Origin of the sequence: Kribbella sp. NBC_01245 (assembly GCF_036226525.1) — a bacterium.
In the GTDB taxonomy this organism is placed as follows: Bacteria; Actinomycetota; Actinomycetes; order Propionibacteriales; family Kribbellaceae; genus Kribbella.
Map to the genome: position 1 here is coordinate 5064123 of NZ_CP108487.1, position 13135 is coordinate 5077257.

At 67.1% G+C, this 13135-nt stretch carries 10 protein-coding genes, 1 pseudogene and 2 riboswitches; of the genes and pseudogenes, 3 read left to right on the forward strand and 8 right to left on the reverse strand.

Annotated elements, in window-relative coordinates; all coding sequences use genetic code 11:
* The first annotated feature begins 189 nt into the window (after positions 1-189).
* Positions 190-2112, forward strand: a complete 1923-nt coding sequence (gene acs, locus OG394_RS22855; RefSeq protein ID WP_328989069.1) for an acetate--CoA ligase — start codon at positions 190-192, stop codon at positions 2110-2112.
* Between the two features lie 8 nt (positions 2113-2120).
* On the opposite strand, the gene OG394_RS22860 is transcribed toward acs, so the two are convergent.
* Both OG394_RS22860 and OG394_RS22865 read right to left on the reverse strand, forming a co-directional pair.
* Entirely contained in the window at positions 2121-2288 is a 168-nt protein-coding gene (locus tag OG394_RS22860) for a hypothetical protein (RefSeq protein WP_328989070.1), read from the reverse strand.
* Positions 2289-2438: 150 nt separating this feature from the next.
* Positions 2439-3110 (reverse strand): DUF4097 family beta strand repeat-containing protein, encoded by a 672-nt coding sequence (locus tag OG394_RS22865; RefSeq protein ID WP_328989071.1) that lies wholly within the window; start codon positions 3108-3110, stop codon positions 2439-2441.
* 221 nt (positions 3111-3331) lie between these two features.
* Here OG394_RS22865 and OG394_RS22870 point away from each other — a divergent pair, with 221 nt between their 5' ends.
* Positions 3332-4081: a GbsR/MarR family transcriptional regulator gene (locus tag OG394_RS22870; RefSeq protein WP_328989072.1), complete on the forward strand. Its 750-nt coding sequence runs from the start codon at positions 3332-3334 to the stop codon at positions 4079-4081.
* 12 nt (positions 4082-4093) lie between these two features.
* Here the strand turns inward: OG394_RS22870 and OG394_RS22875 are convergent, their stop codons facing one another.
* Complete coding sequence (locus OG394_RS22875; protein ID WP_328989073.1) at positions 4094-4639, reverse strand: hypothetical protein; 546 nt, start codon at positions 4637-4639, stop codon at positions 4094-4096.
* Between the two features lie 147 nt (positions 4640-4786).
* On the opposite strand from OG394_RS22875, the gene OG394_RS22880 reads away from it, so the two are divergent.
* A complete protein-coding gene (locus OG394_RS22880; protein ID WP_328989074.1) occupies positions 4787-6370 on the forward strand; it encodes a glycosyl hydrolase family 28 protein in 1584 nt (527 codons plus the stop codon).
* 47 nt (positions 6371-6417) lie between these two features.
* On the opposite strand, the gene metE is transcribed toward OG394_RS22880, so the two are convergent.
* The 5 genes and pseudogenes from metE to OG394_RS22905 all read right to left on the reverse strand — a co-directional run bounded on the left by metE (position 6418) and on the right by OG394_RS22905 (position 12895).
* A complete protein-coding gene (gene metE / locus OG394_RS22885) occupies positions 6418-8706 on the reverse strand; it encodes a 5-methyltetrahydropteroyltriglutamate--homocysteine S-methyltransferase (RefSeq protein ID WP_328989075.1) in 2289 nt (762 codons plus the stop codon).
* A gap of 120 nt (positions 8707-8826) precedes the next feature.
* Positions 8827-9042: riboswitch (cobalamin riboswitch) on the reverse strand.
* Positions 9041-9838, reverse strand: coding sequence for an ABC transporter ATP-binding protein (locus OG394_RS22890; protein ID WP_328989076.1), 798 nt, complete (start codon positions 9836-9838; stop codon positions 9041-9043). (Overlaps the previous riboswitch by 2 nt.)
* 3 nt (positions 9839-9841) lie before the next feature.
* A complete protein-coding gene (locus tag OG394_RS22895; protein ID WP_328989077.1) occupies positions 9842-10879 on the reverse strand; it encodes a FecCD family ABC transporter permease in 1038 nt (345 codons plus the stop codon).
* A 76-nt stretch (positions 10880-10955) separates the two neighbouring features.
* Positions 10956-11798, reverse strand: a pseudogene (locus OG394_RS22900) (FecCD family ABC transporter permease); the annotation flags it as partial.
* Between the two features lie 62 nt (positions 11799-11860).
* Complete coding sequence (locus tag OG394_RS22905) at positions 11861-12895, reverse strand: ABC transporter substrate-binding protein (RefSeq protein ID WP_328989079.1); 1035 nt, start codon at positions 12893-12895, stop codon at positions 11861-11863.
* A 27-nt stretch (positions 12896-12922) separates the two neighbouring features.
* Positions 12923-13111: riboswitch (cobalamin riboswitch) on the reverse strand.
* Positions 13112-13135: the final 24 nt, after the last annotated feature.

The window sequence follows — 13135 nt, forward strand, 5'->3', positions numbered from 1 at the left end:
GAAAACGCCCGGTGTGATGGGAGTCTCGGCAGGACCGTTCGGCGTGGCGGACGGACCGTTCGGCGCGGGGCTCGAGGCCGTCTACCGAGAGGGCGGGCCGTTTCGTCGTACGGGCGTGATCCCGGCCTTGGCAGCGCGGTGGGGACGCCGCAGGATCTTGGGCAATCCCCGCGAGCAAGGAGCACCGCCATGCCCGAGACTTTTCCGCCCAGTCCCGAGTTCGCCGCGCAGGCCGTCGCCGGAGCAGACCTGTACGCCGAGGCCGCGGCGGATCGCGAGGCCTTCTGGGCCAAGCAGGCGCGCGAGTTGCTCAGCTGGGACCAGGACTTCGAGCAGACCCTGGACTGGTCGGACGCGCCCTTTGCCGAGTGGTTCGTCGGCGGACGGCTCAACGCGGCGTACAACTGCGTGGACCGTCACGTCGAAGCCGGCCGCGGGGACAAGGTCGCGATCCACTTCGTAGGTGAACCTGGCGACCGGCGCGACATCACGTACGCCGAACTGCAGCGGGAGGTCTCGAAGGCTGCGAACGCCCTGACCGGCTTGGGCATTCGCAAGGGCGACCGGGTGGCGATCTACCTGCCGATGATCCCTGAGGCCGTCATCACCATGCTTGCGTGCGCACGACTCGGCGCACCGCACAGCGTGGTCTTCGGCGGCTTCAGCGCGGACGCGTTGCGCAGCAGGATCGAGGACGCGCAGGCGAGCCTGGTAGTCACCGCAGACGGCGGTTTCCGACGTGGCGCCGCAAGCCCGCTCAAGCCGGCCGTAGACGCCGCAGTGTCCGGCGATTCCCCTGTGAACAAGGTGCTGGTGGTACGACGTACTAAGTCTGACGTCGCCTGGGACGACTCCCGTGATGTCTGGTGGCACGACGTGGTCGACGGCGCCTCCGACCAGCACACGCCCGAGTCGCACGACTCCGAGCACCCGTTGTTCATCCTTTACACGTCGGGCACGACCGGGAAGCCGAAGGGCATCTTCCACACCACCGGCGGATACCTCACCCAGACGGCGTACACGCACAAGTCGGTCTTCGACCTGCATGCGGACACTGACGTCTACTGGTGCACGGCGGACGTCGGCTGGATCACCGGGCACAGCTACATCGTCTACGGGCCACTGGCGAACGGTGCGACTCAGGTGATCTACGAGGGCACGCCGGACTCACCGCACCGGGGCCGTTGGTGGGACATCATCGCGGAGTACGGCGTGACGATCTTCTACACGGCGCCGACGGCCATCCGGACCTGTATGAAGTGGGGCGAGGACATCCCGGCTGCGGCCGACCTGAGCAGTCTGCGAGTCCTTGGCAGCGTGGGCGAACCGATCAACCCCGAGGCCTGGCGTTGGTACGACCGAGTGATCGGCGGCGGCCGTTGCCCGATCGTCGACACCTGGTGGCAGACCGAGACAGGCGCGATCATGATCAGCCCGCTGCCGGGTGTGACCGCGACGAAACCGGGGTCGGCGCAAGTGGCACTACCGGGTATCAACGTCGCGGTGGTCGACGACGAGGCCAAGCCGCTTGGCAACGGCGAGAGCGGTCTGCTGGTGGTGACCGAGCCCTGGCCGTCGATGCTGCGCGGGATCTGGGGAGATGCCGAGCGCTATCGGGAGACGTACTGGTCGCGGTTCGACGGGCTTTATTTTGCGGGCGATGGCGCCAAGCTGGACGAGGATGGCGATCTCTGGCTGCTCGGCCGGGTGGATGACGTGATGAACGTGTCCGGGCATCGGTTGTCCACGGCGGAGATCGAGTCGGCCCTGGTTTCGCATCCAAGCGTGGCGGAGGCGGCCGTGGTCGGCGCGACGGACGAGACCACTGGCCAGGCCGTGTGCGCGTTCGTCATTCTGCGCGGCGATGCGGTCGAGACCGCGGACAGCGTGACCGAGCTGCGGAACCACGTCGCCAAGGAGATCGGGCCGATCGCGAAGCCCCGCCAGATCATGATCGTGGCGGAGCTGCCGAAGACGCGTTCCGGCAAGATCATGCGCCGTCTACTCCGCGATATCGCCGAGAACCGCGAGGTGGGCGACACCTCGACCCTTGCCGACAGCAACGTCATGAACCTCATCCGCACCGGCCTCACCAACGGCTCAGAGGACTGAACGTCGCCTCAGGCTTCGGGGATGTTGATGCCGATGGCGCGGACCTTGCCGTCGGCACGGGCGACGCCCGACCGACGGAGGCCATCGCCGACCTCGCGCTCGTTGAGGTACGCCGCGGCCGTGTCGACGTGGTGGTAGCCGACGCGTAGCCTCTTCGACCGCGGCGGCCGTGACATCGGGCGGGGTCTGGAAAACCCCCAGCCCGATGGCGGGCATCTCGACACCGTTGTTCAAGGTGATGGTCTCGTTGGACATACCTCGACGGTAGATACCCGCCACCCCGGACTGATTACCCCCCAACGCTCCCATGGCAAGGTCAGGCTGCATTACAGGCTGCGGGCGGTGATGTTGCCGTGGTCGGTGGTCGCCTTGATGGTCAGGGCGGCCGCGGCGCCTTCGGTGTTCTTCAGCGCGTTGTTGATCCGGCCGTAGCCGGTACCGGCGTCCAGGGAGGCGGAAACTCCGGGGGCGGCGTCCACCGTCACGTTGCCCATCAGAGTGCGCAGAACGACCGTGCCGGAGGTGGCCTCGGCGATGTGGATATCGCCCTTTTGGGTGCTGATCTCCGCGGAGCCGGTCAGGCGGCCGACTGTGACGTCACCGGCATGGGCGGCCAGCCGCACGCTCGCCACCTCGTCGACCTTGATCTCGCCGTGCGCGCCCTCGAAGGCGACGTCGCCGAGCCGTCCGACCACCCGGAACTCGGCGGCGGAAGCCTTCGCCTCGACGCCGGAACCGGCGGGCAACTGGACCGTCACCTCGATTGATCCGGACGGGCCGAACATCTGGTTCTTCTCCGCCGGAGCCGTGATCCGCAGCACGCCGTCGCCGAATTCGACCTCGGTCTGCTCGGCCAGCATCACGTCGCGGCCCTTGGAGGCGTTGGTGGGCCGGACCTCGACGGTGGTATCGGCCCGGTCGGCGGCGATGACCTGGATGCGGCCGGCGGGGATGTTCAGAACGGCGGAAATCGCGGCGGGGGTGTCGAACTTCTGCATGATGCTCTCCTTGTGCAGTGGTTGTTTCTGATATCGCAAACGCTACGTTGCGTTCGCAATTGGCACAACTCCTTCGTTGCATAGAAGTGGCATATCCGCAGGTCAGAGGCGTATTTTCGTTGCAACCGGTGTGAATTTAACGCAATGGCATCAACCTATTCGTTGCAATGGATAGCAGAGAAACGCTACGCTGGCGGCACACACGGGAGAAGGAGTTCGCGATGCCGGGAGGCAGACTCACCCAGCAGGAACGTCAGCAGATCGCGCTGGGGCTGGCCGACGGCCTCGCCTACGCGGAGATCGCCCGGCGTCTCGACCGTCCCACCTCGACGATCACGCGTGAGGTGATGCGCAACGGCGGCCCCACCGCCTACCGCGCCGACTTGGCCCACCGCGCCACCGAGCGACGCGCGCACCGGCGCAAGCACGCCCTGCCCCGGGAGCGACGGGCGCTGGCGCAGGGCCACGGGCGCGACGACGACGCCGTGCGCGAGTACGAGGAGGCGTTCACCACCCTCTTCATGCAGCAGGGCGTGCCCAAGATGATGGCCCGGGTGCTGACCTGCCTGTTCATCACCGACGCGGGCAGCCTCACCGCGTCCGAACTCGTCCAGCACCTCCAGGTCAGCCCGGCGTCCGTCTCCAAGGCGATCGCGTTCCTCGAAACCCAGGGCCTCATCCGCCGGGAACGCCGCGACGATGGCCGCCGCGAGCGCTACGTCGTCGACGACGACGTCTGGTACCAGTCGACGATCGCCAGCGCCGGCGGCATCGCCCAGGTCGCCGAGACCGCACGGCAGGGCGTCAACGTGCTCGGCGCCGGCAGCCCGGCCGCCACCCGCCTCGAGAACATCGCCCGCTTCAGCGACTTCATCAGCGAGAGCATCCTTCGCGCCGCGGAGCAGGCCCGCGAGGTCCTGCACACCAAACCCGAAGCGAGCCCCGACGGTACTGCCGAGCCAAGAGGATAAACAGCCAGTCGGTTACGCCTCAGGCGTCTTGCGAGGACGGAATCTCGAGCGGAACTTCGAGTCGTACTCCAACTGCACGAATCCCGAGGAATGCACTCCCACGGCGACGCATCCCATGGCCAGGAACGCGATCCCAGCAATGATGGAGATGTGCCAGAAGGCCGCAGTCAGGCCGACGAACCCCGAGCCTTGTGCGACCGCCTTGGCCAGCCCGACGAGCCATGACCTGCTCGCCCGATGACGAAACTCCTCCTGCCGATTGAGCACCAGGAGCGCGGCGAGCAGCGGTATCGAGACGGCAAACGCGGTGACGCACACCTTCGCCGACAGGTCGAGCGAGGTCTCGGTCAGGAACGGCTGGACGACTACCAGCCCGGCGCCCGCCAGTCCGCCGTAGATCAGGTTGGACTGACGGATCCATTCCCCCTGGGTCGCCGGGTCGGAGGCGGCGTCTTCGACTTCCTGCCGGATGCGTTCGGCCTCCGCCTCGGCTGAAGCTTCGGCCTCGGCATCCATGAGCCGCGCCTGCTCAACCAGGAATTCCTTGTCCTCGTTCATGTGCCCATCCTCGCGAAGGCTCCAGCCAGCGCGGTTGCGGTGGCCGGTTTCGGTCGTGTCTATATATGTGGACGGGGTTCACTTACGTAGAAATTGCGGTTACCGTCGCGAGTGGCGCCGCCCTGCCACATCGACGGAAGGACCCTAATGCGCAAAGTGAGAGCTTTGTTCGCGGCCTTACTGGTCGCCGTACTCGCCCCCGCAATCGAGGCGCAGGCCGCGCCGGCTCCGATTCAGGTTTATCCCGTGCAGTCGATCTATCCCGCGTCGCCGGACTACCGGTTGACGGTGAACGGCCAGAGCGTGCCGGTGACGGACTACGCGGGTTATGACATCGCACAGTTCGCGATGGGTGCCGGGGAAGCCGTCATCAGGGTCACGAAGGTGAACAACACGGCCATCGGTTCGTACAGCATCAGCCCCGCCAAACTCGGTCTGGCCGGGTCGATCAGTGGCGCGACTTTGACCTTCACCGTGCACCGCGACGAGTACCTGATCGTCAAACTCGATGGTCGGCCGAACCTGGTGATCGCGATCGACCCCGCCGAGACGAACCGCCCGGGCTCGAGTGGTACCGGCATCTTCAACGTGCGCAACGCGCCGTACAACGCACAACCCGGGAGCGGCTACTCGACCACTCCTTTCCAGAACGCGCTGAACGACGCAGCAGCCTGGGGGTCCGCCAACGGACGCCAGGGCATCGTCTACGTACCAGCAGGCGTCTGGACGCTCGGCACGATCTACCTACGCAGCAACCTCGCGCTATATCTCGAACCTGGCGCCGTACTGCGCTACACCGGCGAGAGGTCCCAGTACGACGTGCATTGGCACAAGAACTCGCAGGACCGTGACATCACCTGGTTCATCTCGACGCGCTTCTCGTCCTCGAACATCTCCATCTACGGACGCGGCACGATCGACGGCAATGGCCGGGCCTCGCTTGGGCCCAGCAACCTCGGGGTGAACCTGCTGACGCCGATCTACACCTCGAACTTCCGGGTGGACGGCATCACGTTCCGCGAGTCGAGCAGCTGGGCGATCATGCCGAGCCGCTCGACGGATCTGAGCTTCACGAACCTGAAGATGTTCAACCGGTTCGACATGGGCGAGAACGACGGTATCGACGTGATGGAGTCGACCGGTGTCACGGTCCGGAACGCGATCGGCATCGGACTGGACGACCCGTTCAGCACCAAGACCTGGCAGGCCAGTACCGACCTGTTCGCCAGGGTGCCGGGCAATCCGCGGCCGCTCGACAACGTGCTGTTCGAGGACCTCGTCTCGTGGACCTACTGCTACGGCGTCAAGGTCGGCCAGGGCGTCATGCAGACCCAGTCGAACGTGACGTTCCGCAACGTCGTCGTCCATGACGCGGCGGTCGGCATCGGCGTACACCACAAGTACGGCTCGGCCGAGGCGCGGAACCTCCGGTTCGAGGACGTCGATATCGAGCGGTTGACCTTCACGAACGACAGCAACCGCACCTGGCTCGCCCTCTGGAGCGGCGCTTCCGAAGGCGTCGGCCCGGTCAACGGCGTCACCCTGGCGAACATCCGGGTCCGCAACGCGGGCACCACCGCGGCCAGGATCAACGGCCAGCCCGGTGCCCTGATCAGCGGCGTGACCCTGCACCGAATCCTCATGCCAGGCAGTGGTTCCTACGCGACATCGCTCAGCCAGATGAACATCACCAACGTCAGCAACAACGGCCCGATCAGCATCACGCAGTAAGGACCAGGCCGGTGGGCGACTCCCCAGGAACCCCACCGGCCTGGCGTTCAGGAGGGGTGCACCAGTCGCGCCAACCGCGCAGCGGCGACGAGGTTGCGCAGGGCCGGCTCGGCCTCGGCATAACCGCGAGTCTTCAGACCGCAGTCCGGGTTCACCCACAGGCGATCCGCCGGCACGGACCCGAGCGCATCGCCGAGCAGACCGGCCAGCTCCTCCACCGAAGGCACCCGCGGCGAGTGGATGTCGTAAACCCCGGGCCCAACGCCGCGGCGGAAGCCGATCGCGGCCAGGTCGGCGAGCACCTCCATCCGGGAACGCGCGGCCTCGATCGTCGTGACGTCCGCGTCGAGCCCGTCGATACCCGCGATGACCGCGCCGAACTCCGAATAGCAAAGGTGCGTGTGGATCTGAACCCGCGCGGGCGCACCACCCGTCGCCAGCCGGAACGACGCGACGGACCAGTCCAGGTACGCCTTGCGCTCAGCCTCGCGTAGCGGCAGCAGTTCGCGCAGCGCGGGCTCATCCACCTGCACGACCGCGATTCCCGCCTCGACCAGGTCGGCGATCTCGTCGCGCAGTGCGAGTGCGACCTGGTCCGCGGTGTCCCCCAACGGCTGATCGTCCCGCACGAACGACCAGGCCAGGATCGTCACCGGCCCGGTCAGCATGCCCTTCACCGGTCGATCCGTCAGCGAGGCGGCGTACGTCGCCCAGGTGACGGTCATCGGCTCCGGGCGCGACACGTCGCCAAAGAGGATCGGCGGGCGCACGCAACGAGTGCCGTACGACTGAACCCAGCCGAGGTCGGTCGTCGCGAACCCGTCGAGCCGTTCCGCGAAGTACTGGACCATATCGTTGCGTTCAGGCTCACCGTGAACAAGAACGTCCAGCCCGATCGACTCCTGCAACCGGATCACCCGCTCGATCTCGGCCCGCATCAACGCGTCGTACGCCGCCTGGTCGATCCGTCCCGCGCGCAGATCCGCTCGCGCCCGGCGTACGTCGGAGGTCTGTGGGAACGACCCGATCGTGGTGGTCGCCAACGACGGCAGGGCGAGGGCTTCCTGCTGCGCGATCGCCCTTTCGTCGTACGGCGCACGCTGGCGGTCCGCGGGCATCAAACCTTCAACCCGGGCACGGATCGCGGCGTTGCGGCTCGGGTCCGTCGGTCGCCGCCAAGACTCGCCGATGCCCGGTACCGCGGTGCCGCTGGCCAGGTCGACGAGCACGCCCGAGTCGTCGCGCAAGGCCCGGCCGAGCAGTACCACCTCGTCGACCTTCTGCCGGGCGAAGGAGAGGCGCTTGCGGACATCGCGATCGAGGCCCGCCTCCACCTCAACGTCGTACGGCACGTGCAGCAACGAGCATGAGGTCGAAATCGTCAACTCGGCGCAGGCCCCGAGCAGCGTCGCGCAGGTGGTGAGGATCGCGCCGAGATCGGCTCGCCAGATGTTCCGGCCGTCCACCACGCCCGCGACGAGCTGCTTTGAGGCGAGCCCTGGCAAACCTGTGAGCTGAACGGACGGCGCAGCCACGAGGTCAACCGCGATACCGTCGACATCGGTTGCCGCGAGCAACGGAAGGGCTGGGCCGAGGTCGCCGAAATACCCTGCTACAAGGAGTTTCGGGCGGTTCGGCAGAGCGGAGAGCCGCCGATAGACCGAGGACAGCGCGTCGAGCTCCGCCTGGCTGCGATCTGCGACGTACGCCGGTTCGTCCAGCTGGACCCACTCGGCCCCGGCATCGGCGAGATGCGCGAGCAGTTCGGCGTACACCTCGACCAGCTGATCCAGCAGATCCAACGGCTGGAAGGACGCACCAGCCTCCGCGGAAGGCTTCGAGAGCAGCAAGAACGTCAGCGGCCCGATCAGCACCGGGCGGGTGTTCACGTCGAGTGCGGACGCTTCGGCAAGCTCCGCGAGCGGCTTGTCGCCCGCAAGGCGGAAGACCGTCGACTCGTCCAGCTCCGGCACCAGGTAGTGGTAGTTCGTATCGAACCACTTGGTCAGCTCGAGCGGCGCCACCTCGTCCCGGCCACGCGCCATCGCGAAGTACATGTCCAGATCGGTCAGACCGAGCGAGCGGTAGCGCCCGGGCACGGCGTCGAACAGCTGGATGTGGTCGAGCATCTGGTCGTAGTACGAAAAAGTGTTGCCGGGCAGGACGTCCAGACCGCGCCCGGCCAGGTCGTTCCAGGTCTCCCGGCGAAGGGTTTGCGCCACGTCGGCGAGGGCGGAGGCATCCAGGTCGCCGGCCCAGTACCGCTCGACGGCCTGCTTCAGCTCGCGCCGGGGCCCGATTCTCGGATAGCCCAGCACAGTGGTGTTGATGTTCACGTCTCTCTCCTCGCGAGCGTGCGGCCGGATCGCCTGACGCCGAGAGAGGAGACGGAACCGGCCATCGCGGCCGAGCCCGGGCTGGCCCTCCCACGGGACCGGCGACCCCCGCGCACCGGTCGGCGCACGGGCTTGAAGGCAGGTCTTCGGACTCACGGGCAGGCCGGTCTCGCGACCGGTGGACCTACTGGCCGTCGCTTCCCAGACGCTAGTCCAGTGCTTCTGACGGCGGTCGTTCCCGTTCACCGCTGCGGGGCAGTCCCGGATTCACACCGGGTTCCCTGTTGCCTCACCCAGCCGTTTCTGACCGGGTGAACCTTCAGCACTCGCCAGCCTAGTCGTTCAAAGCCATTGTGCGACGTGGTTTTGGCAACACCAGCGGCGTTCCGGTCAGCGGGTCCTCGATCACGGCACAAGGCAGACCGAAGACCTCCTCGACCAGCTCCGCCGTCACCACGTCGCGCGGCGGGCCTTCGGCGACCACCTGACCGCCTTTGAGAGCAATCAGGTGGTCCGCATACCGGCTGGCCAGGTTGAGATCGTGGAGGACCAGCACGATCGTCTTACCCCGTACGACGTTGAGATCGTGGACGAGATCGAGCACTTCCAGCTGATGCGCCAGGTCGAGGAACGTGGTCGGCTCGTCCAGCAGCATGATCTCGGCGTCCTGCGCGAGGGCGAGCGCGATCCAGACCCGCTGGCGCTGCCCACCGGACAACTCGTCCAGCGAGCGATCGGCCAGATCCAGCGTGTCTGTCGCCTTTAGTGCATCGAGCACGGCCTGTTCGTCCTGCTTCGACCATTGCCGGAACCAGCGCTGGTGCGGATGACGCCCGCGTCCGACCAGGTCCGCGACCGTGATGCCGTCCGGCGCGATGGGTTGTTGCGGCAGCATGCCGAGCCGGGTCGCGAGTACGCCCCCGGGCAGCCGCGTGACGTCCACGTGGTCGAGCAGTACGACGCCGCCTCGGGGTGCGAGCAGCCGGGCCAGACCGCGGAGCAGCGTCGACTTGCCGCACGCGTTCGCGCCCACGATGACGGTCACCCGGCCGGCCGGGATCCGGACCGAGAGATCCGCGACCACCGGCCGATCGTCGTACCCAAGATTGAGGTGCTGCGCTTCGAGTGCCATAGGTCAGCCTCCGCGCCCGACGCGATTCGCGCGGGCCATCAAGATGAGCAGGTACGGCGCGCCGAGAAAGGCCGTCACGATGCCTACCGGCAACGTCGTCGGTGCGAAGATCTGGCGCGCCACCAGATCCGAAACGACCACCAGCAACGCCCCGATCGCGCCCGAGGTGAGCAGGCCGATGACGCGCTCGGCCAAGAGGCGACGAGTGATCTGCGGAGCGACCAGCGCGACGAATCCGATCGGCCCGGCCGCTGCCGTCGCGAGCGCTGCGAGGCCGACGCCTGCCAGGATCAGCAGGCCGCGTGCCAGTTCGACGCGGCCGGCCAGGGTTCGGGCGAGGTCGTCGCCGAGTTCGAGCAGCCGGAGTTGACGGGAGAGCAAGAGCGCGAACGGAACGCCGATGAGCAAGGTGCCGCCCATCAACGCGGCATGGGTCCAGGTCCGGCCGGAAAGGCTGCCCGCGAGCCAAAGCGAGGCGCTCTTGGCGGTGTAGATATCGGCCAGCGTCAGCAGGTACGACGTGGCTGCCGTGACCATCGCTGTGATGCCAATCCCTACTAAAATAAGGCGATAGCCCGCCACACCGCGCCGATAGGCCAAGGTGTAGATGATCGTTGCCGTGGCCAACGAACCGAGCAGCGCGCCGATCGGGATCCAGCCCGCGCCGCTGCCGAGGATGGTGATCATCACGACGGCCGCGAGCGCCGCGCCGGCGTTGATACCGATCAGGTCCGGGCTGACCAGCGGGTTGCGGGCCAGGCGCTGGAAGATCGCGCCCGAGATCGCGAAGGCGGCACCAACGCCCATTCCGACGATGACTCGCGGCAGTCTGCTGTTCACCACCACGTCGGTCATGACCAGAGATCCGTTGCCCGCAAGGGTGTTGAGCACGTCCGGCAGGGGGATCTCGTAGTCGCCGAGCGTCAACGAGTAGGCCGCCACCCCCAAGGTCAACGCCCACGCGATCACCCCGACGAGCACGCTGACCGCGTCGACTCGCGCCGAGATGGGCCCGGATCGCAATACCAGCAGCCGGTTCACAGTTCGGCCAGCTTCGGCGGCGGACCAGCGCGATGAAGAGGGGTGCGCCGACGAGGGCTGTCACGATGCCGACCTGGAGCTCGTCCGGGCGTACGACCAAGCGGCCGATGACGTCGGCGAGCAGCAGTACGGTCGGTGCGAGCACCATCGACCAGGGCAGGATCCACCGGTAGTCCGAGCCGACGATGGCGCGGGCCATATGCGGAACCACCAAGCCCACAAAGCCGATCGGCCCGGCGATGGCGGTCGCCGTACCGGCCAGGAGCATCACCGCGAGGGCCGCGACCAGGCGGATCAGGTTGACCTTGGTGCCGAGGGTGGTGGCGAGTTCGTCGCCGAGCGCGATCTGGTTCAGCGAGCTCGCGAGGGCCAGCGCCAGCGCCGTACCGGCCAGGATGAAGATCCACGCCTGACTGATCACCGGCATATCCGCACGGCCCAGTGAACCGACCACCCAGAAGCGGAATTCGTTCAGCGTGGAGATGTCCAGCAGGGTGATCGCGGAGGTGACCGAGCCGAGGAAGGCCGAGATCGCCGCCCCGGCCAGCGCGAGCTTGACCGGTGTCGCGCCACCGCGGCCGGCCGAGCCGACGAGGTAGACGACCACGGTCGCGACCAGGGCACCGGCCATCGCGAACCATACGTAGCCGCCGAGGCTGTGGATGCCGAGCAGCCCGATCGCGACGACGACCGCCAGGGCCGCGCCGGAGTTGACGCCGAGAATGCCCGGGCCGGCCAGCGGATTGCGCGTCACGCCCTGGATCACCGCGCCCGCGAGGCCGAGGCCGATCCCCGCGAGCAGGCCCGCGATCGTGCGCGGGAAACGGAGGTACCGGATGACGCGGTCGGTGTCGGAGCCGGTGAACTTGCGCGCCGCGGCGTACACGTCGTCCGGTCCGAGGAAGCGATCGCCGACCATCACCGAGATGACAACGACGCCGGCGAGCACGGCCAACGCGGCCAGGAGACCAACCGCGCGGTTCACTTGACCAGGTCGGGATGGATGATCTTGGCGATCAGCTCGGTCGTATGCGCACCCCGCACACCGGCCGAGTGATGCGCGAACAGGAACGGCTTGACCCGCTTGTTCTTGACGGCCTTGAGGTTGGCCAGCGCCGGGTTGCTCATCAGCGCGGCGATCTTCGCGGCACTGTCCGCCTCGGTCATCCCCGCATCGCAGCAGTCGCTCACCAGCACGTAATCGGGATTGCGCTTGATGAACTCCTCCATGCTGATCTTCACGTTCCGCTTGGAGGTCAGATCGGCGAAGGCGTTCACCCCACCGGCCTGCCGGATCAGCACCGTGCCGAAGTCGGGACCGCCCGACACCGTCACGCCGCCCTCGAGGTTCGCGCGCAGAATGGCGACTGTCGGCCTTTTGGCGGCGGCGACCTTCTTCTCGACGGCCGCGATCCGGGTCTTCTGGTCCGCGATCACTTTTTCGGCCTGGCCGGAGACGCCGAAGATCTTGCCGAGATCGCGCAGATCGGCGTACACGTTCTCCATCGAGACCGTCTTCGGGTCGATCGCCTCATCACCGAGGCCGTCCGCGGTCGGGCAGAGCGGGCTGAAGATCCACGTCTTCACGCCGAGCTCGCCCAGGCCCTTGCGACTACCGAAGCTGGAGTCGCTGCCCGCGCTGCTGAACACGTCGTTGAACCCGGACAGTACGAAGTCGGGATTCGTGCTGAGCAGCTCCTCGCGACTCGGCAGGTTCTTGTAGTACTTGCGGCTCTTCTGGGCTTCGGCGTACTCGGGCAGCACGACCGCGTCCAAGTACGCCGTACCGACGAGGCGGTCGGAGATGCCCAGCGCGTGCGCCATCTCAATGGCCGGCTGGTACGCCGCGAAGACGCGCTCGGGCGGGCCGTCGACGGTCACATCGAGCCCGCAGTTCTTGACCGTGATCGCGCCGGTTTTTGGTTTGCCACCTGCCTCCGCGGCACCACCGCAAGCGGCGACCAGGCTGAGCATGGTCGCGAACAGGACAGGTTTCAGCAACGCACCAACGGCCATGGGACCGCTCCTCCAGCACCTCGTGGACGGGTCTGACGCGTCGTAGCCGGTCTCCTGGCTGACGGGATACCGCGTTCATCGACAGGCCTTCCCAGCTGCCTTACGCAACCAGTGACCCCCTGCTGGCAGGGTTGTCGACGAACTTCCCGATCACAGTGGCGAGGGCCGCGCCGGTATCGCACCGGCTTCCCGAGCACCACGACGGCGCCACCGTAGCCCATCCCCCGGCCGTGGACTAAA